Origin of the sequence: Falsiroseomonas bella (genome assembly GCF_003173615.1) — a bacterium.
Lineage (GTDB): Bacteria > Pseudomonadota > Alphaproteobacteria > Acetobacterales > Acetobacteraceae > Falsiroseomonas > Falsiroseomonas bella.
Map to the genome: position 1 here is coordinate 689,762 of NZ_QGNA01000002.1, position 25,173 is coordinate 714,934.

Genomic DNA, 25,173 nt, shown 5'->3' on the forward strand with positions numbered 1-25,173 from the left:
GCACGCGCCGGCCGCCTTCCGCCCCGCATCCAGGCTCTCTCCCGTCAGGCGGCGTCGGCGCGTTGGGCGCGGTCCTGCCGCAGCAGCGCAACGGCATCGCCGAGCGCGAGAGGCTTGCTGACGAAATAGCCCTGCGCCTCCGTGCAGCCGGCCGCCTGCACCAGCCGCAGCTGCTCCGCCGTCTCGACGCCCTCGGCCGTGGTGGCGAGGCCGAGCTGCCGGGCCAGGCTGGCGACCGAGCTCACCACGGCGCGGCAATCGGCGCGGCTGCCGACCTCGGAGACGAAGGACCGGTCGATCTTGATGCGGTCCACCGGCAGGCTCGTCAAATGGCGCAGCGAGGAGAAGCCCGTGCCGAAGTCGTCCAGCGCGATGGAGACACCCATCGCCTGGAGCTCGCGAAGCACGGCCAGCGCCTCCTCGGATTCCTGCAGCAGCGCCGTCTCGGTGATCTCCAGCTCGAGCCGCCTCGGATGCAGCCCCGCCGCGCGCAGCGCATCCCCGACGAGCGCGGCGAGCCCCGCGCTGCGGAGCTGCACCGGGGAAAGGTTCACCGCCAGCCGCGTCGCGCCCGGCCAGTCCGCCGCCGCCGCACAGGCGTTGCGCAGGATGAGCTCGCCAAGCGGCAGGATGAGCCCGGTCTCCTCGGCCAGCGGTATGAACTCCGCCGGCGAGACCTGGCCGAGGCCGGGATGCGACCAGCGCACCAGCGCCTCGAAGCCCGCCACGCGCCCGGCGGCCAGGTCGCGCACCGGCTGGTAGACGAGGCGGATCTGCTCGCGCGCGAGCGCGTCTCGCAGCTCCGCCTCCAGGCCGAGCCGGCGCAGCGCGGCGGAGCCCATGGCCTGGTCGTAGCGGCAGAAGGTGCCGCGCCCGCGGGCCTTGGCGCGGTAGAGCGCGACATCGGCGTTCTTCAACAGCGCGTCGGCATCCGCCCCGCCCTCCGCCTCCGCCATGGCGATGCCGATGCTGACGCCGACGGCGGCGCGGCTGCCGGCGATGTCGTAGGGTGCGGCGAGCGTGTCGATGATCCGCCGCGCCAGCGCCTCGGCGCTTTCCGGCAGGCGCGAGGATCGGTGAAGGATGGCGAATTCGTCGCCGCCGAGCCGGGCGACAAGGTCGCTCTGCCGCACGCACCCCCGAAGGCGCTGCGCGGCGGAGACCAGCAGCTCGTCGCCCGCCGGATGCCCCAGCGTGTCGTTCACCTGCTTGAAGCGGTCGAGGTCGAGGCAGAGCAGCGCCACGGATTCGCCCTGCTCGGCCGTTCCCTCCGCCGCTTCCCGGATCGCCTGCTTCAGGCGGTCGCGGAACAGCACGCGGTTCGGCAGATGCGTGAGGGAATCGTGATGCGCCAGGAAGCGCACCTGCGCCTCCGCATGGGTGCGCTCGGTCGCATCCTCGTAGGTCGCCACCCAGCCGCCGCCGAACATCGGGCGATGCGCGACGGCGACGGCCCGGTCCGGCGCCTCCACCAGGAAGTCCCCGGCGTCGCCCGCCATGGCGAGCAGGCGCTGGCGCTCATGGATGCTGCGCACCAGCCGCGCGCGGCGGCCGGCGCGGCCGCGGATCTGCGCGAAGAGATCGTCGAAGCGCGTGCCGGGCGCCGCCGCATCGGGCTCCAGCCCGAAGATCTCGGCGAAGCGGCGGTTGCACACGATCACGCGGGCATCCGCGCCGACCATGCAGAGGCCCTGGGACATGTTGTCGAGCGCGGCGTGGAAACGCGCACCCTGGATCTGCGCCTCGGCCGAGGCCTCCTCGGCACGCATGGTCGCCGTGGCGAGGTCGGCCATGGCGCGCTTGATCGGGGTGATGTCGGTGCGGATGCCGACATGCCCGCCATCCGGCGTCGGGCGCTCGGAGACCAGCAGCCAGCGCCCGTCCGGCAGCAACCGCTCCAGCGCCGGCGAATCCGCGCGCCGCCAGGCCATGAGCTCGCGCACGAAGGCCTCCACGTCCGGCCCGCATTGCGGATATTGGCCGCGCAAGGCGCCGCCGCGCAGCACCTCCACGAAGGGCATGCCGGGCACGAGGAACTCCGCGCTGGCCGCGTAGAGTTCGCGATAGCGGCTGTTGCAGGTGACCAGCCGGTCCTCGGCATCCCACATCACGAAACCGTCCGGCATCGCCTCGATCGCGTTGTCCAGCACGGCGCGGGCGCGGGCGCGCTCCGCTTCCATCCGCTCGCGCTGGCGCAGCGCGATGTCCATCGCCACGGCCAGGCAGATCACCAGCGCCGCCGCGCCGGCCAGCACGATCGCCAGCCACCGGCGGTCGCGCTGCCAGTCGGCGAGCGCATCGCCCACGGTGCGCGTGAGCCGAAGCTGGATCCCGCGATACAATGCGCTGCGCACCACCTCGATCGTCGCACCTCCGGCGCTTGCGGTCTGGAAGGCGACGCCGTCGCTGCGGAACCCCGCGGGCCGCGGCGAGACGCGGCCCACCCCGGCCTCGTCATGCGGCACGCTGGCAAGCAGGCTGCCATCGGTGCGCTCGACGAGGATGCGCACATTCGCCGCATCGCCCATCGGCGTCAGCAGCCCGGTGATCAGCTGCACCGGAACCTCCACCGCCGCGACGATCCGTCCCTGCCCCGGCAGGCGCAGCGGCCGCGTGAAGAACAGCGACCACTCGGAGGTCTGCGGGTTGCGCACCGGCCCGATCACGGTAAGCGTGCCGGCAACGGGTGGTGCCTCCAGCAGCCGGGCCTCCAGCGGCAGGCCGGCCTGCCGCGTGGAGGAGAGCGAGGATGCCCAGACCGCGCCGCCAGGCTTCACGAGCAGCACGTCGCGGAACACGAGGTTCTGCACGTTCAGGTCGCGCAGCACCGCATTCGCCACCGATGCGTCAAGAGGCTGGATTCCCGCTGCGGTGCGCAGCAGCGCCGGCAGGCCAGCCAGCGTGCTGTCCACCTGCAGGATGTGCCGGTTGACCGCCGCCTCCGCTGCGCGGGCCGCCTGTTCCAGGCCCTCGGTGGCCGCCGTGGTGGCAGCGCTGCGCATGCGGTCCGTCAGCAGCGCCGCGCCCGCGGCCATCGCGAGCAGCAGCAGCCCGACGGAGAGGCGGAGCCCAACGCGCAGGCGTCGGGACGACATGGCCTGCGCTACTCGCTCCGCACGGCCGCGATGCCGGGGGCGCCGGCGCCGATCCGTCCCCAGGCCTCGGCGCAGGCCGGGCCGCACCGGCGGATCCAGGACGGCACGACGGTTCGCGCGAGCAGGTCGCGCCGCAGCGCCTCGTCCGCCGCGCTCGGCTCGACCACCGCCATCCGGCCGGGCCGGCCTTGCCGGCAGGATGGAAGCCCGGCGTTGCAGGCGAGACCGTCCTCTGTCTCCTCGCCGGCCGCCGTCCAGATCTCCCGCTCGAGTTCCACGATGCCGGCGCGCAGCGGTTCCCGCACCGCCTCGGGCAGCGCTTCCCAGGCGTCCAGGTTGGCGCCGAACACGGACAGGCCCCAGCTGATGGCCTGCCGCGAGACATGCGTCGCGACCTCGTGCAGGCCGATGGCGTTGCCCGAGAGCGTGCCGGTGATCGCGCAATTGACCACGCCGCTGCGCACCGCCGCGACCACCTCCGCGAAGGGAATGACGACGGGCGTGCCGCCCAGCGCCGTGACCAGTTCCGACTGCCCGACGGAGGAGGTGCGCACGCGCCGGCCCGACAGCTCCGTCAGTCCCGAGAAGGCCTGCCGGCACCACACGACCTGCGCCGGATAGGTGAAGACGGCGAGCAGTTCCACGCCGTAGCGCTCGCGCAGCAGCGCCTCCAGATGCGGTCGCCAGCGTGCGACAGTGGCGCGCAGCGTCTCGATGTCCGGGCTGGCGCCCGGCAGGTCCATGGCGTTCAGCTCCGGCTCCTCCGCGGCGGCGAGGCCGAGCAGCACGCTGCCGAAGGGGACGACGCCGAGGCGCATCAGCGGCAGCATCTCCTGCCCGCGGATGCCGCGCCGGTCGAAGGGCGCGATGTCGGCCCGCAGCCGGCCGCCGGTGATCTCCGGCACGCGCCGGGTCCAGAAGGGCTCCTCGTAGCGCGTGTACTGCACGACGCTGGCCAGGCCGCCGACCACCTCGATCTGGATCGGTGTCTCCGCGGCGGCGGGGCCGGGGCCCAGCGCGAGCCAGCCGGCGGCAGCCATCGCCGCCAGGCCCCTCAGCCAGCCCGACGGCCCCGCCGGAATCCCTGCGCGATCTTCCTGTCCGCGACACGACATGCGACGGAATCTCCCTGTCACCGTCGCGCATCGTCGCGCGCGAACCGCAAAGAATTCCTGAACGGCCGGCCCGCGCCGCGCCGGGCCTGGACAGGACATGATGTTGCGGCCGATGCTGCTGCTTCGCGGAACCAGAACGGGAGAGGCACATGCTGCGACGGCTCGGCGCGATCTGCGCGATGCTTGGTCTGATGAGCGGCGCCGCCATGGCGCAGGGCTGGCAGCCCACGCGCCCCATCGAGATCGTGGTGCCCTTCACCGCCGGCTCGCTGGCCGACCGCAACATGCGCGCGGCCGCGCCGCTGCTCTCGCGCGAGCTCGGCGTGCCGGTCGCGGTGCAGAACGTGCCCGGCGCGACCGGCTACAACCGGATCTACCGCGCAGCGCCCGATGGCCACACGCTGGGCGCGGGCGATCCCGTGGCGCAGATGGGCCTGCAGGTCGTGCAACCGCAGCCCTTCGACGTGCTGCGCCTGACCTGGCTCGGCCACTGGTCGGCCGGCACCCAGACCATGGTCGCCTCGGCGCGCGGCCGTGTGCAGGGGCTCGAGCAGCTGCGCGGGATGCGCCAGCCGGTACGCTGCGGGACCTTCGGCGGCATCTCCACCGGCGCGATGCAATGCGCGCTGCTCGGCCGCGTCTTCGGCTTCCCGGTGGCCTTCGTTTCGGTGCAGGGCCCGCCGGAGCTGGTGCTGGCCGCGGTGCGCGGCGACGTGGACCTCGCCTCGCTTGGTCCCTCGCTCTGGACGCAGCACATCAGCGCGGGCGCGGTGCGTCCGATCCTATCCTGGGACGCCGAGCGCGACGACCGCCTGCCGGACGTGCCGGCGCTGAAGGACATCAACCTGGCGAACCTGGCGGACGTCACGGTGATCCGCGGCGTCGCCGCGCCGCCCGAGCTGCCGGCGGCGATCCGGGACCGGCTGATCGCCGCGCTGAACACCGTGGTGAAACAGCCGGAATGGGAGGCCTTCGTCGCCCAGTCGCGGCTGGAGCGGAACTGGGTGTTCTCCGCCGACTATCCGGCTTCGCTCGGCCGTGCGCAGCAGCTTCTGCAGGAGAATGCGGCGACGCTGCGCGGCGCCTTCTGATGGCCGCGCCCACCCTGCTGCTGCCGGGCTGGCGCGCGCGCATCGGCGTGATCAGCCCGACGGTGCTGGAGCGCATCCCGCTCGACTTCCACCGCATCGCGCCGGAGGGCGCGATGCTTTGCGGCGTAACCTGCGGCATGGGCGGCTGGGCGGCGAACCAGTACGGACAGGCGCTGGCCCAGGTGAAGGACGCGGCGCGTTACCTCGCCGCCCGCAAGGTGGATTTTTTGCTTCATGTCGCCTCGCCGATCGTGGTGGCGCAGGGGCCGGGGTATGATCGCGTGCTGCTGGCGGAACTTGCCGAGGCGACCGGCGGCATTCCCTGCACCACGACGATCCGCGCCGCGCTGGACGCCTTCGCGCTGCTCGGCGCGAAGCGCATCCTGGCCGTCACGCCTTTCCACGAGGTGCTGAACGGTCAGTTGCGGACCTTCGTGGAGGCCGAGGGCTACGCCTTCTCCCGCCTGGTGTCCGTGCCGGCCTCCTTCGACTTCCTGCAGGACGTCGCGCCCGACGCGCTGTTCCGCGCGGCGCTGGCCGCGGCCGCCGAGGAACCGGACTTCGACGTGGTGTGGATCCCGTCGGGCCAACTGCCGGCGGTCGAGGTCGTGCTGCCGCTGGAGGCGCGGCTGAACAAGCCCGTGGTCGCGCAGAACCACGCCGACTTCCTCGCCGCCTTCCGCGCGCTGGGTCTCACCGGCATTCCGCGCGGGCACGGCATGCTGCTCGACCGCGGCGCGGGCTGAGGCGGCGTGGAGGGACTCGCCGCGGCGCTGGCCGAGGGCTTCGCGCAGGCCACCACGCTGGACGCGCTGCTGTTCATGGCCTTCGGCACGCTGGTCGGCTACGGCTTCGGCATCCTGCCGGGGCTGCAATCGGTCACGGCCATGTCCGTGTTCCTGCCGCTGACCTATTGGTGGACGCCGGTGCAGGCGATGTATTTCTTCGCCGGCATCATCGGCGCGGCGGGCAATGGCGGCGCGGTCACGGCCATCGTGCTGAACATCCCCGGCACCGCGCAGAACGCCGCGACGATGCTGGAAGGCTACCCGCTGACGAAGCAGGGCAGGGCGGTCTTCGCCCTGAACCTCTCGGCCGCGGCAAGCTGGCTCGGCGCCGTCTTCGGCGTGGTGGTGCTGCTCGCGCTCGTGCCGGTCTTCCTGCCCTTCCTGATCTCCTTCGGCCCGGCCGAGACCTTCTGGGTCGCGGTGTTCGGGCTGGTGACGATGGTGCTGGCGGTCAGCGGATCGCCCGCCAAGGGGCTGGTCGCGATCGCCGTCGGCGTCGTGCTCGCCATCGTCGGCATGGGCGGGCCGCGCCTGCCGGTGCCGCGCTTCACCTTCGACAGCACCTACCTGCTCGACGGCATCGAGATCGTCGTCGTCGTCATCGGCTTCCTCGTCGTCTCCGAATGCCTGCTGCAGGTCGCCGGCGTCTGGGCACGCGGGCGGGAGGCAGGGCAGGTGACGCGCGCCGCGCCCGCGGTGGGCGACGATTGGAAGCAGCAGGCGCTGGATGGCTGGCGCGCGCCCTTCCGGCACAAGGGGATCTTCCTGCGCTCCTCGGCGCTCGGCACCGCGGTCGGCGCGCTGCCGGGCGTGGGCGGCACCGTGGCGCAGTTCCTGTCCTACAACCTCGCCGTCGCCACCACGAAGGACGGCGAGAAGATCGGCAAGGGCGCCGAGGACGCGCTGGTCGCCACCGAGGCCGCGACCAATTCGAAGGAAGGCGGCGCGCTGTTCCCCACGCTGCTCTTCGGCATCCCCGGCAATGCCGAGATGGCGCTGGTTCTCGCGGCCTGGCAGATCCATGGGCTGGAGCCCGGCCCCGCCTTCCTGTCGCAGCATGGCGCGCTGGCCTGGGCGCTGGTGTTCGGGCTGCTGTTCTCCAATTTCATCGCCTCCATCGGCACGGCGCTGGCCAGCCCCTGGCTCGCCCGGCTGCCGGGCTTCGACATGGGCGTGCTCGCGCCGGTCGTGCTGGTCGCGTCGCTCATGTCGGCCTTCACCGTGCGCGGCAACGCCGTGGACCTCGCCGCGCTGGCCGCCATCGGGCTGCTGGGCGCGCTGTTCCGGCTCTACGGCTACTCGGTGATTGGCGTCGTGATCGGCTTTGTGCTGGGCGACGTGATCGAGCGCAATTTCTATACGGCGCTGCAGAGCTCGCTCGGGGACTATTCCGTGCTGGTCGGCTCGCCGGTGGCGGCGGTGTTGGCCGGCGCAACCTTGGTCGCGGCCATCTTCTGCGGCGCGAAGGTGCTGCGCGCGAAGCGCGAAGCGGCCGAGGAGGCTGCGTTCTCGCCCGGCGCAGCCGTCTTCGCCGCGCTGCTGCTTGCCGGGCTCGCCGCGCTGCTCTGGCAGACCCTGGGGAGCGGCTGGCGCGGCGGGCCGGTCGCGACGGGCGTGCTGTCGCTCGCGGTCGCGCTGCAGCTCTTCGTGCTCGCCACCACCCTCGGCGGGCTGCGGCGCGTTTCCGTGCCGGATGCGGCGGCGCTGCTGAAGCTCGCCGCGCTGCTCGTCGCGGCGCTGGCGCTCGCCTTCTGGCTCGGCTTCGTCCTGGCCATGGCGGCCTTCCTGCTCGCCTTCTGGCTGGGCGTGCACCGCATGAAGGCCACGCGCGCGCTGCCACTGGCGCTGCTCTTCGCCGTCGCACTGCCCTGGGCCTTCTCCTGGCTGGTCGAGGCCCCGCTCTGGCGCGGCGTCGTGGCGCCGCTGGTGCCGGGCCTGGTCGGCGGGGACGTCGCGCCGCCGCTGTAGCTACACGCCCGCGTGGTCGCTCAGCGCCGGGTCCAGCCGGAACTCCGCTGCCAGATGCTCCACCACTGCGCGCACGCGCGGTGGCACCTGGCGGCGCGTGGGGAACACCGCCTGGATCGGCAGCAGGCTCGGCGTCCAGTCCGGCAGCACCGGCACCACGCGCCCCTCGCGCAGCTCCTCCGCGAAGAGCCAGACCGGCGCGAGATAGAGGCCCATGCCGGCCAGCACCGCGGCGCGCACGGCTTCGCTGGAATTGGCGCGGAAGCGGCCCTGCACCGGAACCAGCACGCGGCCCTCGGCGCCCTCGAAGGGCCAGGCCTCGCCGGTGGCCAGCCCGGTGAAGAGCAGGCATTCGTGCCCTGCGAGGTCCTCCGGCCGCCCGGGCGTGCCGGCACGCGCCAGATAGTCGGGCGTCGCCACCACCGCGCGGCGCGTCATGCCGATGCGCCGCGCGACGATGCCGGGATCGGTCAGTGCGCCGATGCGGATCGTCGCATCCAGCCCTTCCTCCACTAGGTCCGCTGCGCCATCGGCCAGCCGCAGCTCCACCGACAGGCCGGGATGCCGCGCGAGCAGCCCCGGCAGCCGCGGCACCACATGCAGCCGGCCGAAGGCGACGCCCGCGCCCAGCCGCACCCGCCCCGTCACCTCGCCACGCTGCGCGCCGAGCGTGCCGAGCGCTGCCTCCGCCGCGTCCAGCGCCGCCCGCGCGTGGTCCAGGAAGGCGGCGCCGTCCTCCGTCAGCGACACGCCGGAGGAGGAGCGGTGCAGCAGCCGCGCGCCCAGCCGCGCCTCAAGATCCGCCACCTGCCGCGACACCGCGGGCTGCGAGGTGTTCAGCGCGCGCGCCGCCGCCGAGAAGCCTCCGAGCTCGGCGACGCGGACGAAGGTGCGGAAATGCAGCAGCAGGTCCATCCGCCGATCCTGCCAGCCGCCACCCCCATACGGAAAGCGGATGGGGCCAAGCCGGTCGTTGCGCGATCCGCCCGCCGGCGCCGGCCGGCACAAGGGCGTCACGGCGACACGCCGCGACCGAGGAGCAGAGCAGTGGCGACCTTCCCCACCCACACCCCCGAGACCGCGCCCGAGGCGGCGCGCCCGATCCTGGCCGGCGCCAAGGCCGGCTGGGGCTTCGTGCCCAACCTGCATGCCAAGCTGGCCGAGGCGCCGGTGACGCTGGAGGCCTATGGCCACCTCTTCGACGCCTTCGGCAAGACCAGCCTCACGCCCGCCGAGCAGCAGGTCGCCTACCTGACCGTCAGCGCGATCCATGAGTGCGAATACTGCGTCTCCGGGCATTCCGTGCTGGCGCAGGGCGCCGGGCTCGACGCCGCCACGATCGAGGCGCTGCGCGAGGGCGGGCGCCTTGCCGATGCGAAGCTCGAGGCGCTGCGAGCCTACACCGCCGCGCTGGTCAATCTGCGCGGCCGCGTCCCGCCCCGCGTGCTGCAGGACTTCCTGGACGCCGGCTATACCAGCCGCCAGGCGCTGGAGGTGCTGGTGGCCGTCGCCGCCAAGACCATCAGCAACTACGCCAACCACCTGACCGGCACGCCGCTGGACGGCTTCATGGCGAAGACCGCCTGGGTCGCCCCCTCCCGCCGCGCGCGGGCCGCCGCCTGATGGGCGCGCTCCAGGCCGAGCTCGATGCCTTCCGCGCCGAATGGGCGCGGAAGGCCCCCGCCGAGGCGCAGGCGCTCATTGCCGCGCAGATCGAGGCGCTGCGGGAAAGCGGCGCCGAGCAGCGTATCCTCGCCCCCGGCGCGGCGCTGCCCGACCTCGTGCTGCCGGACGCGAACGGCGCCGCGCGCAGGTTGCACGACCTCGCCCCGGCGGTGATCGTGTTCTACCGCGGCGGCTGGTGCCCCTATTGCAGCCTGACGCTCCGCGCCTGGCAGAAGCGCCTGCCCGACCTTGCCGCGCAAGGCGCGACGCTGGTGGCGATCAGTCCGCAGGGACCGGACGCCTCGCTCTCCACCGCCGAGCGCAACGCGCTGGCCTTTCCCGTGCTGTCCGACAGCGAGGATGCCGCCGGGCGCGCTTTCGGCGTCAGCTTCGCGCTGCCGGAGCCGCTGGTCGCGCTCTACCGCCGCTTCGGCCACGACCTCGAGGTGGTGAACGGCCCGGCCGGCTGGCGCCTGCCGATGCCCGCCAGCTTCGTCGTCGGACGCGACCGCCAAGTCGTCTTCGCCCGCGTCGAGGCCGACTATCGCCGCCGCACCGCGCCGGAGGAGGCGATCGCGGCCCTCGATGCGGCGCTGGAGGGCGCGCGATGACGGCGATCGCCATGCGTCTCGCCGGCGGCGCCGCCGCCATGCCGCTGCTAGAGGGGCTCGGCTGGGGCTTCTGTGCCGCGCTGATCTGGGGCGGCTATCTCGCCTTTGCTCGGGCCGGCGTGGTGGGCGGGATCGCCCCGCTCGACTTCGCGCTGCTGCGCTATGGCACCGCCGCGCTGCTGGTTCTGCCGGTGCTGCCGCGGCTCGGCCTGCGCGACCTGGGCGGCATCGGCTGGCGGCGCGGCGCGGTGCTGGCGCTGCTGGCCGGCCCAGCCTTCATCCTTCTGGCGACCTGGGGCTATCGCTTCGCCCCGCTCGCGCATGGCGCCGTGGTGCAGCCGGCCGTGGTCACCATCGCCACCATGGCGCTGGCCGTGCTGCTCCTTCGCGAGACCATCGCCGCGCGACGCTGGCTCGGCGTCGGGGTCGTCATCGCCGGGCTTGCGCTGGTCTCGGGCGCCGGGATGGGCAACGCCGGGGCCTGGAAGGGCGACCTGCTCTTCGCCGCGGCCGGGCTGCTCTGGGCGCTGTTCACCATCGCCTGCCGCGCCTGGCGGGTGGATGCCTGGCATGCCACCGTCGCGGTCGCCGTGCTGGGCGGCGCCGCGATCATCCCAGTGTGGCTGTGGCTGGGCGACGCGCCGGCGCTCGCCGCGCAGGGCTGGTCGGTGATCGCGACCCAGGCGCTGGTGCAGGGCGCGCTCTCCGGTGTTCTGGCCGTCTTCGCCTTCGGCCGCGCGGTCGTGCTCCTCGGCCCGGCCCGTGCCGCGATGTTCCCGGCCATGGTGCCGGCGCTGGCGGTGCTGGCCGGCATCCCCGTGGCGGGCGAATGGCCGGAGCCGGTGCAGTGGCTGGGTCTCACCACTGTGCTCTGCGGCCTGCCGCTGGCGATGGGGCTGATGGCGCGGCGCTGAGCCGGGCTATGGTCACCACTGCAACGACCGGGGCGGGAAGGGCATGTCCGAGGTGCGGGTCCGCAAGGGCCAGGTGGTGGCGCTCAGGCTGTTCGACCTGGCCTATGAGATCGACCTGCCGCGCGCGCAGGCGCTCTGGTCCGAACGGGACCAGGGCGCCACCGCGCGTTCGCGCCTGTCCGCCACGCCGCCCAAGGCGGTCTCCTTCGGCGTGCCGCCGCTGGCGCTCGATCTCGGCGCCGTGGAGGTGGAGGTCGGCGGCGCAGCGCGCTCCGCTGCCGCCTCCGTCCGGCTCTACGACTTCGGCATTGCCGCGCTCTCGCTGCGCTTCCCGGCGCAGGACCTGGACTGGGCCACCTTCGCGCGCCTCGCCAACCAGGTGGACATGGCGATCGGCCCGAACGCCGCGACCCCGGTCTGGACTGCGCTGCTTACCCGCCTGCGCGGCGTGATCGCGGAGGCGCTGGAACGGCCGAGCCGGGGCGCGACGCAGGAGGACTTCCTGATCGCGAGCGTTGAGACCCTCGACCGCCCGATGGACGCCGCCGCGCTGCTGAAGGAGGTGGACATGGTGCCGCTGCTCTCGGGCGAGGAGCGGCCGCTGTCCGAAGGTGCGCGGCGGGAGCTGCTGCGCCAATCCTTCTCCTACTACCCGGACGACCTCGCGGTGCTCACCTGGGACCGCGCCTTCATCCTTGAGCCGCGCGGCGACACCGATGTCGCGGAGGTGCTGGAGATGGCGAACGCACAGCTTCTCGAGCTGCGCACCTATGACGAGATGCTGGACGAGGAGTTGCCGCGCATGCGGCGGATGGTGGACCAGACGCGGCGCGAGACGCGGCTGCTCGCCTCGCGCCGCCACGGCCGTCTTGCGCGCGACCTGCACGCGCTGGTCGCCGAGGTGACGGAACTGGCCGAGCGCGTGGACAACGCCCTTCAGGTGACGGAGGACGTGCATCTCGCCCGGATCTATGCAGCCGCGATCGAGATGCTGCGCGTGCCGGCCGTCAGCGCCGCGGTGGACCGCAAGCTCGCGATCATCCGCGACACCTACACCGCGCTGCATGCCGATGCCTCCGGCGCGCGGGCGGAGATCCTGGAGCTCGCGATCGTCGTGATGATCGCATTCGAGATCGTGATGTCCTTCGTGCGGCATTGACGTCTGGAAAAGATCTCAACTCATGGTGAATGGAAGCGTGATTGTTTACGCGCTCTGGTATTCGTATCCTTCCCGCATCCGTAAGGAATCGAAGGGGTGATGCCGATGCGAGGGGTGCGGAGCGCCATCGGGGCACTGGCTGCCATCATGCTTGCCGCGGGAAGCGCGCAGGCTGCGACGTTCCTGCGCACCAACTACACGCTGACGGTGACACCGACCGGACCGACGGAGCTCGTGCTCGACCCGGGCGAGGCCTTTTCCATCACGGGAAGCTGGTCGGCCGCCTACAATGCCATCGGCTGCCCGGGCTGTCCGACCCAGCTCTACCTGGTCTTCTTCGCCCCGGTGGGCCAGCCCGGCGATCCCGCGAATTATGGCCAGATCAACCTGTTCGACAGCGTGATCGCGCCGGTGAACCTGCAGTCCGCCTCCGGCGCCTATGCCGGAACCTTCGCGGCACCCAACCGGCTCGGCACCTACTATGTCGGTGCGAACCATACCCTCAACTTCCCCTCGTTCTTCAGCGCCGATGTGTCGGGCAGCTTCAGTCAGCCGGACCCCTGGGCATATCGGGTCACGGTCGCCGAGCCTGTTGCCGTGGTGTCGGCGCCTGCGGCGCTCCTGGTTTTCGCGCCCGCGCTCCTCGCGCTCGGCCTGACGCGACGGCGGGCCTGAGCTACGCCGCCTCGAGCGCCGCAACGCCCGGCAGCGTCTTGCCTTCCAGCCATTCCAGGAAGGCGCCGCCCGCTGTCGAGACATAGGTCATCCGCGTCAGCACCCCCGCATGGCGCAGCGCGGAGACGGTGTCGCCGCCGCCGGCGATGGACTTCAGGCCAGACGAAGCGGTCAGCGACGCGACGCTCTGCGCCACCGCCACCGTCGCCTGGTCGAAGGGCGGCGTCTCGAAGGCGCCGAGCGGGCCGTTCCAGACCAGCGTGGAGGCCTTGCGGAGCTTCGCCTCGATCGCGTCCACCGTGTCCGGCCCGACATCCAGCGCCATCATGTCCGGCGGCACGCGGTCCGCGGCGACGGTGCGCGTCATGGCGTTCGGCGCGAACTCACTCGCCACGACCAGGTCGAGCGGCAGCAGGATCTCGCAGCCGGTCGCCGCGGCGTCCGCCATGATCTGCCGGGCAGTATCGTGCATCTCGGCCTCCTGCAGGGACTTGCCCACGGCATGGCCCTGCGCGGCGAGGAAGGTATTCGCCATGGCGCCGCCGATCACCAGCACGTCCACCTTCTTCATCAGGTTGCCCAGCAGTTCGAGCTTGGTGGACACCTTGGCGCCGCCGACGATCGCGACGACGGGGCGGGACGGGTTGCCGAGCGCGGCATCCAGCGCCTTCAGCTCGGCCTCCATGAGGCGCCCGGCATAGGAGGGCAGCAGATGCGCCACGCCCTCGGTGCTGGCATGGGCGCGGTGGGCGGCGGAGAAGGCGTCGTTGACATAGAGATCGGCGAGCTCCGCGAGGCCCTGCGCCACCGCGGGGTCGTTCTTTTCCTCGCCGGCGTGGAAGCGGGTGTTCTCCAGCAGCAGGACCTCGCCATCCTGCAGCTTCGCCGCGGCCGCATCCGCCGCCGGTCCGATGCAGTCATCGGCCCAGGCCACAGGGCGGTTCAGCGTGGCCGACAGCGCCTCCACCATCGGCTTCAGCGACATCTCCGGCACGCGCTTGCCCTTCGGCCGGTCGAAATGGCTGCACACGATCACCCGCGCGCCCTTGTCCGCCAGTTCGCGGATGGTCGGCAGCAGGCGCTCAATCCGGGTGCGGTCGGTGATCTTGCCATCGCGCACCGGCACGTTCAGGTCGGCCCGCAGCAGCACACGCTTGCCCGAGGCGTCGAGGTCGTCGAGGGTGCGGAACGGCATGGCTCTTGTCCTGGCGAGGGAACGGAATGAAAGCGACCGCTGCGCTCGGTGCCCTGGCGGCCTTGTTGCTGATCCCGGTGGTAGCATCGGCCCAGCCGGCCTTCCAACCACCCCCGCCGTCCTTCCAGACACCTTCCGGGAATGTGCAATGCCGCTTCCGGCAGGACACGCTGCGCTGCGACGTGCTGGACCGCAGCTACCCGACGCCGGCCGAGGCCGCGGGTTGCAGCCCTGCCTGGGAAGGAAGGCTCGCGCTGCGGCCCGAGGGGGCCGTCGCGCTGCCATGCAGTGGCGCGGCCGTGCGCAACGACGAGGCCTTCGTGTTGGGCTACGGTGCCCGCTGGATCGTGCCCGGGATCAGCTGCGAGTCGGAGGAAGCCGGCCTGCGCTGCACCAACGCCGCCGGCCACGGCTTCCAGGCATCGCGCTCGAAGCTCGACCTGTTCTGACACCAAGAGCGCGCCAGACCAGGCGCCCGCCGCAGGCGGGCGAGGCCGCGATAGCGGCCCGCGCCCAGACCGTCAGCTATGTCCCGCGCGCCAGTGGCCGGCGCGAAGCGGAGCGCGCGCCCGGCGTCTGAGGGCATTGAGAAGCGCCGCCCGCCGGAGGCGGCGCCCGGCGTCTGAGGGCACCGATATCAGAGACGCCCGAACAGGGCGGCCGTGTCGGACATACGATTGCTGAAGCCCCACTCGTTGTCGTACCAGCCCATCACGCGGATCAGCTTGCCGCCGTCCAGGCTCTGGGTCTGCGTCGCGTCGAAGGTGCAGCTCATCGGGTTGGTGTTGAAGTCCACCGACACCAGCTGCTCCGTCTCGTAGCCGAGGATACCCTTCAGCTCGCCCTCGGAAGCCGCCTTCATCGCCGCGTTCACGTCATCCTTCGTGACGCCGTCCGCCGCGAGGTTCACGTCGAGCGACACCAGCGAGACATTCGGCGTCGGCACGCGGATCGCTGTGCCGTCCAGCTTGCCCTTCAGTTCCGGCAGCACGAGGCCCACCGCCTTCGCCGCACCGGTGGAGGTAGGGATCATGGAAACCGCCGCCGCGCGCGCGCGCCGCAGGTCCTTGTGCAGCGTGTCCACCGTGTTCTGGTCGCCGGTATAGGCGTGGATCGTCACCATGTAGCCGCGCTGCACGCCCCACTTGCCGTGCAGCACATGCACCATCGGCGCCAGGCAGTTGGTGGTGCAGGAGGCGTTGGAGACGACCGTCATCTCCTTCGTCAGGACCTTGTGGTTCACGCCGTAGACGATCGTCGCGTCCACCTCGTCCGCCGGCGCCGAGATCAGCACCTTGCGCGCGCCGGCGGCCATCAGCGGCTGCGCCTTCGCCTTGGAGGTGAAGATGCCGGTGCATTCCAGCGCGACATCCACACCCTGGAATGGCACCTGCGACGGCTCACGCTGCGCGCTGACCTTGATCGGGCCCCAGCTGCGGCCGCCCTTGGTGATGTGCAGCGCGCCGTCCACCACCTTCACCTCGCCGGCGAAGCGGCCATGCACGCTGTCATACTTGAACAGATGCGCGTTCGCCTCCGGGCTGCCGAGATCGTTGATCGCGACGCATTCCACGTCGTCGCGCCCGCTCTCGATCATCGCGCGCAGCACCAGGCGCCCGATGCGCCCGAACCCGTTGATCGCAACCTTCACGGCCATTTCTTCAGTTCCTTCCCCGGGGAAACCAGACCAAACGTCTCGTCAGGCCAACCGCTTCTTCACGGTGGCGACCAGCGCCTCGGCGGTGATGCCGAAATGGCGGAACAGCGCCTCGGCCGGCGCGCTGGCGCCGAAGCCCTGCATGCCGATGAACACGCCATCCTGGCCGAGCCACCGCTCCCAGCCCATCCGGATCGCCGCCTCGATGCCGACGCGCAACGCGCTGCCCAGAACCTCGGCGCGGTATCCTTCGTCCTGCAGGGCGAAAAGTTCCCAGCAGGGCAGCGAGACGACGGCGGTCGGGATGCCCTCCGCCTCCAGCGCCTCGCGCGCGGCTACCGCCAGGTGCACCTCGGACCCCGTGGCGATCAGCGTCGCGCGGCGCGGGCCGGACGCCTCGGCCAGCACGTAGCCGCCGCGCGCCGCGCGGTTCTCCCCGGCCTCGAAGCGCAGCGCCGGCAGGTTCTGGCGCGACAGCGCGAGCACGCTCGGCCCGTCCGCGCGCTTCACGGCCAGCTCCCAGCACTCCGCCGTCTCCAGCGCATCGGCGGGGCGGAACACGAACAGGTTGGGGATGGCCCGCAGCGAGGCCAGCGTCTCCACCGGCTGGTGCGTCGGCCCGTCCTCGCCGAGGCCGATGCTGTCATGCGTCAGCACATGGATCACCCGCTGGCGCATCAGCGCCGCCAGGCGGATCGCCGGGCGCATGTAGTCGGCGAAGACCAGGAAGGTGCCGGAATAGGGGATGATGCCGCCATGCAGCGCCATGCCGTTCATGGCCGCCGCCATGCCGTGCTCGCGCACGCCGTAATGGACGTAGCGGCCGGCATAGTTGCCGGGGCTGATCGCCGGCACGCCCTTCACATTGGTGTTGTTCGAGCCGGTGAGGTCGGCCGAGCCGCCCACCATCTCCGCCACCGCCGGCACAAGCGCCTCCAGCGCCTTCTGGCTGGCGACGCGCGTCGCGAGCTTCGGCTTCTCGGCCGCCTGCGCGGCGCGGAGCTCGGCCAGCTTCTCCTGCCAGCCTTCCGGCAGGCGGCCGGTGCAGGCGCGCTCGAACTCCTCTCGCTGCGGATGCTTCGCGAGGCGCTTCAGCCAGGAGCGCCGCGTGCCGGCGCCACGGCGGCCGGCCTCCTCCCAGCGCGTCTTCAGCCCCTCCGGCACCTCGAAGGGCGGGTGGTTCCAGCCGAGCAGGGACTTCGCCGCCGCCGCCTCCGCCGCGCCGAGCGGGGAGCCGTGGCTCGCCGCCGTGCCGGCTTTCGCCGGCGAGCCGAAGCCGATGATCGTCTTGCAGGCGATGATCGTCGGCTTGCGGTTGCGCATCGCCCAGGAGAGCGCGGCCGCCACCTGCTCATGGTCGTGCCCGTCCACCCGGCGCGTGGCCCAGCCATAGGCCGCGAAACGCTTCAGCGTGTCGTCGGTGAAGGACAGCGCCGTGTCGCCGTCGATCGAGATGGAGTTGTCGTCCCACAGCACGCAGAGCCGGTCCAGCCGGAGATGTCCGGCCAGCGAGGCGGCCTCGTGGCTGACGCCCTCCTGCAGGTCGCCGTCGGAGGCGATGACCCAGGTCCGGTGGTCCACCAGCGACTTGCCGAAGCGCGCCGCCAGATGCCGCTCCGCCAGCGCCATGCCGACGGCCGTCGCGATGCCCTGGCCGAGCGGGCCCGTCGTGGTCTCGATGCCCGGATGCTCGCCGAATTCCGGATGCCCCGCGGCCGGCGAGTGCAACTGCCGGAAATTGCGGAGCTCCTCGATGCCCATGCCGGCCTGCCCGGTCAGGTGCAGCAGCGAATAGAGCAGCATGGAGCCATGCCCGGCGCTCAACACGAAGCGGTCGCGGTCGGGCCAGCGCGGGTCGGCGGCGTCGTATTTCAGGAAGCGCGTGAACAGGACCGTAGCGGCATCGGCCATGCCCATCGGCATGCCGGGATGGCCGGACTTCGCCTGCTCCACGGCGTCGATGGCGAGCGCGCGGATGGCATCCGCCATGCGCCGCGCCTCGCTGGCCGGGCGGGCGAGGAGGGCGGCCTGCAGCGCCTGGGCCGCGTTGGGCTCTGCCCGCGGCTTGGTGTCGGGTTCCGTGCTGGCCAATGGGCGATCCTTTCGGCGCCGCCGCTATAGAGGCGGGCAGGGGTCCGGGCAACCCGCGGGCCGGCGGGGCGGTGCGCCGGCCCTCGCCGGAAAGCGCCGCAAAGCGGCGCCGCGCGGCTCGCCACAGCGCCATCGGGCACAGCATGTCCGAGGCGCGCAAGCCAAGCGCCCGGAAGGCGCGCCCGCGCCTGAGGCAGCGAAAAGCTTCCCCATCAGGGCTCGATGATCACCAGCACCAGCCACATCGCGAACAGGATCAGGTGCACGAAGCCCGACAGCAGGCTGGCCCGCCCGCTGCCATAGGTGATCAGCGCCATCATGAAGGACAGCGCCAGCAGCACAGCCCCGCCGGGCGAGACGCCGAGCTCCAGCTGCAGGCCGTTCCACCAGGCAATGGCCGCGACGATCGGGATGGTGAGCCCGATGCTCGCCACGGCCGAGCCGAGCGCCAGGTTGATCGAGGTCTGCAGCCGGTCCTGCACGGCGGCCGTCAGCGCGGTCGCCGATTCCGGCATCAGCACGATCGCCGCCACGATCACGCCGACCAGCGCCTCCGGCGCGCCGATCGCCGTGACGGCCGCCTGGATGTAGGGCGAGAAGGACTTTGCCAGCAGCACCACCGCCGTCAGAGCCACCACCAGCATCCCGAGCGACAGCAGCGCCAGCCGCCCCTCCGGCCGCGCGACCACCTTCTCGAGCGGCTTGACCGGCATGAAGTGGTCCCGGTGCCGGACCGTCTGGACGAAGGTGAAGGCGGCATAGAGCAGCAGGCAGACGACGCTGACGAAACCCAGCTGCGCCGGGCTGTAGAACGCGCCGGGCGCGCTGATGGTGAAGTTCGGCAGCACCAGCGCCGCGGCCACCATGGGCAGCAGCACGATCAGGTAGGCCTGCGCGCCCTGGGTGCGATACTCGCCCTCCGTGTGCCGCACCGCCGCCACCAGGATGCAGGCGCCGGCCAGGCCGTGCAGCACCAGCACCACCACCGCGTGGATCGTGTCGCGCATCAACGTCGGCTGCGGGTTCTCGCCAAGCATGATGGAGACGATCAGCCCGAGCTCGATCACCGTGACCGCCAACGCCAGGATCACCGCGCCGAACGGGTCGCCCACGCGCACGGCCACGAGCTCCGCATGGTGGACGGCCGCCTTCACCACTGCCAGCAGCGTCACCGCCAGCACGGCGCCGACAAGCGGCGAGACGACGCCATGGAGCGCGAAATCCACGCCGAGCGCGACCACCGGCACGCCGATGGTCCAGGGCGGAAGTCGGTCGGTCGGGACGGCCATTCCGGCAGGGTAGGGCAGGTCTGCCCGAGCCGGAACCTTCTCCCCGCCGACCGACCCTCAGCGCATCAGGCCGCGGCGATCCATCCAGGCCTGGATCCGCCCGGCCACGTCGTCGCTGCTGGTGTCCATCATGATCGCTGATCTCGGCGATCCGCCCGCCGACATTCAGGCTGCCGATCTCGCGGATCTGCAGCGGCTGCGCTTCGGCAGTGCCGAGGAGGAAGGCCCGCCGCGGCTGGCGGCGAGAATGCTTCGCATCTGCGTTTCCGCCGCCGCGTCGCGGGAAGTGCGGTGGCGCGTCCGTTGCGCGCCGGCTAGTCTCCGCGCCATGCACGACGTACCGATGCCGGAGGCGACGCGCGACGGCCTGCCGCCCATGCCCCCGGGCCCGCCGCATGAGGAAAAGCACTTCACCCAGAACGCCACGGTGCGCGACCTGGTGATCGGCACCGCGGACGGGCTGACCGTGCCTTTCGCGTTGGCCGCCGCCCTGTCCGGCGCCGTCGCCGCGAACCCGCTGATCGTCACGGCGGGCCTTGCGGAGATCGCCGCAGGCTGCGTCGCCATGGGCCTCGGCGGCTACCTCGCCGCGCGCACCGACGCGGAGCACTACGCCGCCGAGCGCCGGCGGGAGGAAGAGGAAAGTCGGATCTACCCCGACCGCGAGAAGTGGGAGGTGGCGGCGATCCTGCACCGCTACGGCGTGCGCGGGGAGGTGCTGCGCCAGGCGGTGGAGGCCATCGCCTCCGACCGCAAGAAGTGGGTGGACTTCATGATGCGATTCGAACTCGAGCTCACCGAGCCCGACCCGAATCGCGCGGCGAAGTCGGCGGCCACGATCGGCGGCGCCTATGTGGTCGGCGGCCTCATCCCGCTTGCGCCCTACATGATCTTCAGCACGACGGGGCCTGCGCTGGTCGTCTCCTCGCTGATGACGGGCGCGGCGCTGCTCGGCTTCGGTTGGCTCAAGGCGCGCGCCACCGGCCTGCCGCCTGTGCGCGGCGCGCTGCAGACGCTGGCGATCGGCGGCACCGCCGCGCTCGTCGCCTATCTCGTCGCCTCCCTTTTCGGGCACTGACGGCGGAAACCTCGGGCGGCCCGCGCCATTCATCGGGACGGCCGCGCGCCCGGTGCGGGCGGGCGCGGAGGGCCGCGCGTGACCGGGCAGGAGCTCATTCCGCTCGCGCTCGCTGAGGGCGCCGTGCCGCTCAATTCGGCGTCGGCGTCGGCGCCTGGGTCGGCCGGGGCTGCTGCGGCGTCGCCGCCTGTCGCCGCTGTTCCTCCTCCCCGAGCGCCTGGCGCATCTGCGCGAGCCGCGCCTCGATTTCGGCGACCGCGCTGCGCCGCGCCGCAAGGTCGGCCTCGGCGAGCGACTTGCGGTCGTTCAGCCCGCTCAGTTCCTGCTGCGCCGCGGCGATCGCGGCCTCTCGGGCCGTCAGCGTTTCCTGCGCACGGCCGGACTGCGCGACCAGCTCCTCGACCCGGGCCTGCGCCCCCTGGACCGCCGCTGCGGCTTGTGCGGACTGCGCCTGCAGGGCGCGCAGCGCCTCCGCCGTGGAATCGCGCGAGGCCGCGAGGCGCTGTTGCTCCGCCTCGGCCTGGCGCAACGCGTCCTGACGCGTGGCAAGCTGTTCCTGCGCCTGCTGCAAGGCCTGGTTCAGGGAAGCCAGGCGCTGCTCCGCCTCCGACGCCCGCTGCTGCAACGCGGCATCCTGCGTCGCCAGGTCCGACAGGCGCCCTTCGGCGCTGGCGAGCGCTTCGCGCGCCTGCGCCGCCTGGGGCTGCAGGGTGCCGAGCTGCCGTTCGGCCTGCGCCACCTGCGGAAGGAGAACCCGAAGACGCTGCTCGGCCTCCGCCGCCTGCTGTCGCGCAGCTTGCAGGCGCTGCTGGATGGCTGCGAGATCGCCTGCTGCCGCCCGTTCCCGCGCCAGCGCGCCCTCAAGCTCGGCGATGCGCAGGTCAGCTGCCTCGAGCCGCGCCTGTATCTCCCGCACATCGGCCCCGCGGCTGAGCGCAAGCCCCCAGCCGACCAGCAGCAGCAGGAACAGGAGGGCCAGGGCGAGCTGTGCCTGGCGTGGCCAGGAAAGCGGGTTCATGCGGGCATCCCGGGATGTTCCGTTGTGGAACAGCCGGGGACGCCGGTCGGTTGCAGCGGGGCGTCTCGGTCGAGTGGGCCGATTCAGGTTTCGAGCCTGACGGCCCTCCGGTCATCGGGCCGCCTTACGCGCTGCGGTTCGCCCGCGCCACCACCGCTTCGAACAGCACCTGGCAGCCGGCCTCGGCTTCCTCCGGCAGGATGCTTTCGGCCTCGTTGTGGCTGAGCCCGTCCTTGCAGGGGGTGAAGATCATCGCCGTCGGAAGCTTCCGCGCGACATAGACCGCGTCATGCCCGGCGCCCGAGATGATGCGGCGCGAGGCGAAGCCGAGGCGGTCGGCCGCCTGCTGCACCAACGCGACGCACTCCGCATCGAAGGGCTGCGCAGGGAAGCGGAACAGTTCCGTCAGTTCCAGCCGGCAGCCGGTGCCTTCCACCAGCGCCATCGCCTCCGGCGGGAAGCTCGCGGCCAGGTGCTCGATCTGCGCGGTGTCGGGGTGGCGGAATTCGACGCTGAAGAGCACCTCGCCCGGCACGACGTTGCGGCTGTTCGGCACGACCTTCACGTATCCCACCGTGCCGCGCCCGTCATCGCCGCGTTCGCGCATGCGGCGGTCCACCAGCTCGATCACCTTCGCCGCCGCCACCAGCGCGTCCTTGCGCGCATAGGGCGGCGTGGTGCCGGCGTGGCTGTCCTGGCCGACGATGCGCGCATCCCACCACACCTGCGCCTGCGCGCCGGTGACCACGCCGATGGTCTTGCCCTCCTTCTCCAGGATCGGGCCCTGCTCGATATGCAACTCGAAATAGGCGTCGGCCGGGAAGGGCTCGGCCTTGTGCTCGCCCTTGTAGCCGATGGCGGTCAGCGCCTGCTCCACCGTCACGCCATCGACGTCCTGCAGGCCATAGACCTTGGGCAGCGGATAGACGCCGGCCCAGGCGCCGCTGCCCATCAGCGAATGGCCGAAGCGGCTGCCTTCCTCGTCGGTCCAGTTGACCAGCTCCAGCGGCGCCTCGGTCGTGATGTTGAGGTCGTTCAGCGTGCGCATCACCTCGAGCCCGGCGATCACGCCAAGCGCGCCGTCGAATTTCCCGCCCGAGGGCTGGCTGTCGAGGTGGCTGCCGAACAGCACCGGCAACCGCTTCGGATCACGGCCCTCGCGACGCGCGAACATGTTGCCGATGGCGTCCACGCGCACCGTCAGGCCGAGCGCCTCGCACCATTGCGTGAAGCGCTCGCGGCCGGCCTTGTCCACCTCGGTCAGCGTCAGCCGCTTCACGCCGCCCTTCGGCGTGGCGCCGATCTCGGCCATCGCCATCAGGCTGTCCCACAGCCGCTTGCCGTCGATGCGCTGGTTGGTGCCGCCCATGGCGCTCAGCCCCGTCCGATCTTCTGGAAGTCCTGGTTTGGCTGCAGGTCCATCGCATTGGCAAGCCGGTTCGACATGGAGAAGAAGGCCGCGATGGCGCCGATGTCCCACAGCTCGTCCGGCGTGAAGCCGGCATCCAGCACTGCCCGGCGATCGGCGGTGGAGACCAGGTGCGACGCCTGCGCCACCTTCGTCGCATAGTCCAGCATAGCGCGCTGCCGCGCCGGCAGCCGCGCCTTGCGCCAGTTGGCCGCGACCAGCTCGCTGATCGCCGGATCCTTTGCCCGCACGCGCAGGATCGCGCCATGCGCCACCACGCAATACTGGCACTGGTTGGCGATGGAGACGGCGACGACGATCATCTCGCGCTCCGCCGGCGTCAGGCCTTCGCGCTTGTTCATCAGCGCGTCGTGGTAGGCCATGAAGGCGCGGAACTCCTCGGGCCGCCAGGCCAGCGCCAGGAAGATGTTCGGCACGAAGCCGGATTTCTCCTGCACTGCCGCGATGCGTGCGCGGATGTCCTCCGGCAGGGTGGCGAGGTCGGGGACGGGAAAGGCGCTGATCGCGTCCGACACGTGGCAACACTCCTTGCCGGCGGCGCGCCGGCCTGCGATTCATCGGGGCGAGGAGAACGACACCATGGCCCATGCCCTTGGCACGCCCGCCGCCCCGGCCCTGCTTCGCAATTCCGAGCTCGATGCGGAAGCCGTGCGCCAGGCCCGCATCGATCTGGCCGCTTGCTTCCGCATGGCAGCCCGGCTTGGAATGCATGAAGGCATCTGCAACCATTTCTCGCTCGTCGTGCCGGGCCGCGACGACCTGTTCCTGGTGAACCCCTATGGCTGGGCCTTCGCGGAGGTCACCGCCTCCCGCCTGCTGGTCTGCGACTTCGCGGGCAACGTGATCGCCGGCGAGGGCGTGCCGGAGGCGACGGCCTTCTTCATCCATGCCCGGGTCCACAAGAACGTCCCGCGCGCCAAGGCCTGCTTCCACACGCACATGCCGAACGCGACCAGCCTGGCCATGCTGGAAGGCCCGCCGCTGCTCTGGGCGGGCCAGAGCGCGCTGAAATTCTACGGCCGCACCGTGGTGGACGAGGACTACAACGGTCTCGCGCTGGACACCGAGGAAGGCGACCGCATCGCTGCGAGCATCGGTGATGCCGACATCGTCTTCATGAAGAACCACGGCGTGATGGTGGTGGGCCCGAACGCCGCCGAAGCCTGGGACGACCTCTACTACCTGGAACGCGCCGCGGAGGCGCAGCGCCTGGCGCTCTCCACCGGCCGCACGCTGAAGTCGGTGCCGCCGGCGATGGCGGCCAAGACCTATGCCCAGATGCGCGAAGGCGACCGCGAGAGCGCGCGCCTGCACCTGGAAAGCGTGAAGCGCATCCTGGCGAAGGAAGAGCCTGATTTCGCGGATTGAGCCATCTTCCTCGCTGATCCTTGCCCTCTCCCCCCTCAGGGGCGAGAGGGTTGGGTGAGGGGGGCGCAGCGCTGATGCGACCCGAGCGCAGGCAATCCCCCGACACCACCGGCCTGCTCCTGCTCCTCACCACCGTCATCGGCTGGGGGGTGAACTGGCCGGCGATGAAGCTGCTGCTGGAGCAGGTCCCGCCCTTCTCCATCCGCGCCATCACCGCGGTGGCCGGTGTCGCGCTGCTCGCGCTGATTGCCGTGTGGCGCGGCGAATCGCTGGCCGTCCCACGCGCGCTGGTCCCGCGCCTGGTGCTCGCCTCCCTGCTGAACGTCACTGCCTGGATGGGACTGGCGACCTTCTCGCTGCTCTGGCTCGCGGCCGGCGAGGCGACGATCGTCTGCTACACCATGCCGGTCTGGGCCTCGATCTTCGCCTGGCTGGTGCTGGGGGAAGCGATCACCGCACGCCGCATGGTGGCTCTGGCGATCGGGTTCACCGGGCTAGCCGTGCTGGTGCTGGGCAACGGGATCGAGGCGGGGCTGCAAAAGCTGCCGGGCGCGGCCTTCGCGCTCTCCGCGGCCGTACTGTTCTCGCTCGGCACCGTCATCACCAAGCGCTGGCCTGTGGCATTGCCGCCGGCGGCGCAGGTGGCCTGGCAGACCGGCATCGGCTGCGCGCCGCTGCTGGCCTGCGCGCTGCTCTTCGAGCGCGTAGACTTCGCCGATCTCTCCGGGCGCTCCTGGCTGCTGCTGTTCTATGGCGGCATCGGTCCGCTCGGCCTCTGCTACCTCGCCTGGTTCGCGGCGCTGCGGCGCCTTCCGGCCTCCGCCGCCGCGGCGGGCACGCTGCTGACGCCGGTGGTCGGCGTCGCGACCGCCGCGGTCTTCCTGGGCGAGCCGCTCGGCGCGCGAGAGCTGATCGCGCTGTCGCTGACCATCTCCGGCGTGGTGCTGGCCATCCGGGGGTGATCGCC

Annotated in this window: 22 protein-coding genes; 12 read left to right on the forward strand and 10 right to left on the reverse strand. The window is 71.8% G+C overall.

Annotated features, from left to right (window positions below; translation table 11 throughout):
- Positions 1 to 44 precede the first annotated feature (44 nt).
- Both DFH01_RS11480 and DFH01_RS11485 read right to left on the reverse strand, forming a co-directional pair.
- Positions 45 to 3,095, reverse strand: coding sequence for a sensor domain-containing protein (locus tag DFH01_RS11480; RefSeq protein WP_109870557.1), 3,051 nt, complete (start codon positions 3,093 to 3,095; stop codon positions 45 to 47).
- A gap of 8 nt (positions 3,096 to 3,103) precedes the next feature.
- On the reverse strand, positions 3,104 to 4,135 hold the full coding sequence (locus DFH01_RS11485) for a TRAP transporter substrate-binding protein (RefSeq protein ID WP_109870558.1): 1,032 nt from the start codon (positions 4,133 to 4,135) through the stop codon (positions 3,104 to 3,106).
- A gap of 224 nt (positions 4,136 to 4,359) precedes the next feature.
- On the opposite strand from DFH01_RS11485, the gene DFH01_RS11490 reads away from it, so the two are divergent.
- From DFH01_RS11490 to DFH01_RS11500, 3 genes are read left to right on the forward strand one after another with little or no spacing between them, the layout of a single operon-like run.
- On the forward strand, positions 4,360 to 5,301 hold the full coding sequence (locus DFH01_RS11490) for a Bug family tripartite tricarboxylate transporter substrate binding protein (RefSeq protein WP_109870559.1): 942 nt from the start codon (positions 4,360 to 4,362) through the stop codon (positions 5,299 to 5,301).
- Positions 5,301 to 6,047 carry an aspartate racemase/maleate isomerase family protein gene (locus DFH01_RS11495; RefSeq protein ID WP_109870560.1) on the forward strand — a complete coding sequence of 249 codons (747 nt, stop codon included), beginning with the start codon at positions 5,301 to 5,303 and terminating at the stop codon, positions 6,045 to 6,047. Before DFH01_RS11490 ends, DFH01_RS11495 begins: the two co-directional genes overlap by 1 nt.
- 6 nt (positions 6,048 to 6,053) lie before the next feature.
- Positions 6,054 to 8,057 carry a tripartite tricarboxylate transporter permease gene (locus DFH01_RS11500; RefSeq protein ID WP_109870561.1) on the forward strand — a complete coding sequence of 668 codons (2,004 nt, stop codon included), beginning with the start codon at positions 6,054 to 6,056 and terminating at the stop codon, positions 8,055 to 8,057.
- Here DFH01_RS11500 and DFH01_RS11505 read toward each other — a convergent pair whose 3' ends face one another.
- Positions 8,058 to 8,972 (reverse strand): LysR family transcriptional regulator, encoded by a 915-nt coding sequence (locus DFH01_RS11505; protein ID WP_109870562.1) that lies wholly within the window; start codon positions 8,970 to 8,972, stop codon positions 8,058 to 8,060.
- Between the two features lie 132 nt (positions 8,973 to 9,104).
- Here DFH01_RS11505 and DFH01_RS11510 point away from each other — a divergent pair, with 132 nt between their 5' ends.
- From DFH01_RS11510 to DFH01_RS11530, 5 genes are all read left to right on the forward strand, one after another.
- Positions 9,105 to 9,680, forward strand: coding sequence for a carboxymuconolactone decarboxylase family protein (locus DFH01_RS11510; RefSeq protein WP_233256072.1), 576 nt, complete (start codon positions 9,105 to 9,107; stop codon positions 9,678 to 9,680).
- Positions 9,680 to 10,333, forward strand: coding sequence for a peroxiredoxin-like family protein (locus tag DFH01_RS11515; protein WP_109870563.1), 654 nt, complete (start codon positions 9,680 to 9,682; stop codon positions 10,331 to 10,333). The genes DFH01_RS11510 and DFH01_RS11515 overlap by 1 nt, the downstream gene beginning before the upstream one ends.
- A complete protein-coding gene (locus tag DFH01_RS11520; RefSeq protein ID WP_109870564.1) occupies positions 10,330 to 11,247 on the forward strand; it encodes a DMT family transporter in 918 nt (305 codons plus the stop codon). The genes DFH01_RS11515 and DFH01_RS11520 overlap by 4 nt, the downstream gene beginning before the upstream one ends.
- A gap of 43 nt (positions 11,248 to 11,290) precedes the next feature.
- Positions 11,291 to 12,406 (forward strand): hypothetical protein, encoded by a 1,116-nt coding sequence (locus tag DFH01_RS11525; protein WP_109870565.1) that lies wholly within the window; start codon positions 11,291 to 11,293, stop codon positions 12,404 to 12,406.
- Positions 12,407 to 12,505: 99 nt separating this feature from the next.
- Positions 12,506 to 13,081 carry a hypothetical protein gene (locus DFH01_RS11530; RefSeq protein WP_109870566.1) on the forward strand — a complete coding sequence of 192 codons (576 nt, stop codon included), beginning with the start codon at positions 12,506 to 12,508 and terminating at the stop codon, positions 13,079 to 13,081.
- A 1-nt stretch (position 13,082) separates the two neighbouring features.
- Here DFH01_RS11530 and DFH01_RS11535 read toward each other — a convergent pair whose 3' ends face one another.
- Positions 13,083 to 14,276 (reverse strand): phosphoglycerate kinase, encoded by a 1,194-nt coding sequence (locus tag DFH01_RS11535; RefSeq protein WP_109870567.1) that lies wholly within the window; start codon positions 14,274 to 14,276, stop codon positions 13,083 to 13,085.
- 26 nt (positions 14,277 to 14,302) lie between these two features.
- Here DFH01_RS11535 and DFH01_RS11540 point away from each other — a divergent pair, with 26 nt between their 5' ends.
- Complete coding sequence (locus tag DFH01_RS11540) at positions 14,303 to 14,725, forward strand: DUF6636 domain-containing protein (protein ID WP_146217040.1); 423 nt, start codon at positions 14,303 to 14,305, stop codon at positions 14,723 to 14,725.
- A gap of 188 nt (positions 14,726 to 14,913) precedes the next feature.
- On the opposite strand, the gene gap is transcribed toward DFH01_RS11540, so the two are convergent.
- The 3 genes from gap to DFH01_RS11555 form a co-directional block, all read right to left on the reverse strand.
- A complete protein-coding gene (gene gap, locus DFH01_RS11545; RefSeq protein WP_109870569.1) occupies positions 14,914 to 15,933 on the reverse strand; it encodes a type I glyceraldehyde-3-phosphate dehydrogenase in 1,020 nt (339 codons plus the stop codon).
- 42 nt (positions 15,934 to 15,975) lie between these two features.
- Complete coding sequence (gene tkt, locus DFH01_RS11550) at positions 15,976 to 18,024, reverse strand: transketolase (protein WP_408609188.1); 2,049 nt, start codon at positions 18,022 to 18,024, stop codon at positions 15,976 to 15,978.
- A 212-nt stretch (positions 18,025 to 18,236) separates the two neighbouring features.
- Positions 18,237 to 19,313 carry a calcium:cation antiporter gene (locus tag DFH01_RS11555; RefSeq protein WP_109870570.1) on the reverse strand — a complete coding sequence of 359 codons (1,077 nt, stop codon included), beginning with the start codon at positions 19,311 to 19,313 and terminating at the stop codon, positions 18,237 to 18,239.
- Positions 19,314 to 19,641: 328 nt separating this feature from the next.
- Between DFH01_RS11555 and DFH01_RS11560 the strand changes: the two genes are divergently transcribed.
- Entirely contained in the window at positions 19,642 to 20,391 is a 750-nt protein-coding gene (locus DFH01_RS11560; RefSeq protein ID WP_233256073.1) for a VIT1/CCC1 transporter family protein, read from the forward strand.
- A 130-nt stretch (positions 20,392 to 20,521) separates the two neighbouring features.
- On the opposite strand, the gene DFH01_RS11565 is transcribed toward DFH01_RS11560, so the two are convergent.
- The 3 genes from DFH01_RS11565 to DFH01_RS11575 form a co-directional block, all read right to left on the reverse strand.
- Positions 20,522 to 21,409: a coiled-coil domain-containing protein gene (locus tag DFH01_RS11565; RefSeq protein ID WP_109870571.1), complete on the reverse strand. Its 888-nt coding sequence runs from the start codon at positions 21,407 to 21,409 to the stop codon at positions 20,522 to 20,524.
- 124 nt (positions 21,410 to 21,533) lie between these two features.
- Complete coding sequence (locus tag DFH01_RS11570) at positions 21,534 to 22,778, reverse strand: Zn-dependent hydrolase (protein WP_109870572.1); 1,245 nt, start codon at positions 22,776 to 22,778, stop codon at positions 21,534 to 21,536.
- A gap of 5 nt (positions 22,779 to 22,783) precedes the next feature.
- Entirely contained in the window at positions 22,784 to 23,353 is a 570-nt protein-coding gene (locus DFH01_RS11575) for a peroxidase-related enzyme (RefSeq protein WP_109870573.1), read from the reverse strand.
- A gap of 64 nt (positions 23,354 to 23,417) precedes the next feature.
- Here DFH01_RS11575 and DFH01_RS11580 point away from each other — a divergent pair, with 64 nt between their 5' ends.
- Positions 23,418 to 24,206 (forward strand): aldolase, encoded by a 789-nt coding sequence (locus tag DFH01_RS11580; RefSeq protein ID WP_109870574.1) that lies wholly within the window; start codon positions 23,418 to 23,420, stop codon positions 24,204 to 24,206.
- Positions 24,207 to 24,280: 74 nt separating this feature from the next.
- Positions 24,281 to 25,168: a DMT family transporter gene (locus tag DFH01_RS11585; RefSeq protein WP_109870575.1), complete on the forward strand. Its 888-nt coding sequence runs from the start codon at positions 24,281 to 24,283 to the stop codon at positions 25,166 to 25,168.
- Positions 25,169 to 25,173 lie beyond the last annotated feature (5 nt).

Coding starts and splice junctions, on each gene's coding strand:
- DFH01_RS11580 (WP_109870574.1), top strand. CDS start 23,418: ATGGCCCATGCCCTTGGCACGCCCGCCGCCCCGGCCCTGCTTCGCAAT.
- DFH01_RS11520 (WP_109870564.1), top strand. CDS start 10,330: ATGACGGCGATCGCCATGCGTCTCGCCGGCGGCGCCGCCGCCATGCCG.
- DFH01_RS11525 (WP_109870565.1), top strand. CDS start 11,291: ATGTCCGAGGTGCGGGTCCGCAAGGGCCAGGTGGTGGCGCTCAGGCTG.
- DFH01_RS11565 (WP_109870571.1), bottom strand. CDS start 21,409: ATGAACCCGCTTTCCTGGCCACGCCAGGCACAGCTCGCCCTGGCCCTC.
- gap (WP_109870569.1), bottom strand. CDS start 15,933: ATGGCCGTGAAGGTTGCGATCAACGGGTTCGGGCGCATCGGGCGCCTG.
- DFH01_RS11480 (WP_109870557.1), bottom strand. CDS start 3,095: ATGTCGTCCCGACGCCTGCGCGTTGGGCTCCGCCTCTCCGTCGGGCTG.
- DFH01_RS11515 (WP_109870563.1), top strand. CDS start 9,680: ATGGGCGCGCTCCAGGCCGAGCTCGATGCCTTCCGCGCCGAATGGGCG.
- DFH01_RS11535 (WP_109870567.1), bottom strand. CDS start 14,276: ATGCCGTTCCGCACCCTCGACGACCTCGACGCCTCGGGCAAGCGTGTG.
- DFH01_RS11490 (WP_109870559.1), top strand. CDS start 4,360: ATGCTGCGACGGCTCGGCGCGATCTGCGCGATGCTTGGTCTGATGAGC.
- DFH01_RS11560 (WP_233256073.1), top strand. CDS start 19,642: ATGCACGACGTACCGATGCCGGAGGCGACGCGCGACGGCCTGCCGCCC.
- DFH01_RS11555 (WP_109870570.1), bottom strand. CDS start 19,313: ATGGCCGTCCCGACCGACCGACTTCCGCCCTGGACCATCGGCGTGCCG.
- DFH01_RS11585 (WP_109870575.1), top strand. CDS start 24,281: ATGCGACCCGAGCGCAGGCAATCCCCCGACACCACCGGCCTGCTCCTG.
- DFH01_RS11530 (WP_109870566.1), top strand. CDS start 12,506: ATGCCGATGCGAGGGGTGCGGAGCGCCATCGGGGCACTGGCTGCCATC.
- DFH01_RS11485 (WP_109870558.1), bottom strand. CDS start 4,135: ATGGCTGCCGCCGGCTGGCTCGCGCTGGGCCCCGGCCCCGCCGCCGCG.
- DFH01_RS11570 (WP_109870572.1), bottom strand. CDS start 22,778: ATGGGCGGCACCAACCAGCGCATCGACGGCAAGCGGCTGTGGGACAGC.
- DFH01_RS11505 (WP_109870562.1), bottom strand. CDS start 8,972: ATGGACCTGCTGCTGCATTTCCGCACCTTCGTCCGCGTCGCCGAGCTC.
- DFH01_RS11495 (WP_109870560.1), top strand. CDS start 5,301: ATGGCCGCGCCCACCCTGCTGCTGCCGGGCTGGCGCGCGCGCATCGGC.
- DFH01_RS11540 (WP_146217040.1), top strand. CDS start 14,303: ATGAAAGCGACCGCTGCGCTCGGTGCCCTGGCGGCCTTGTTGCTGATC.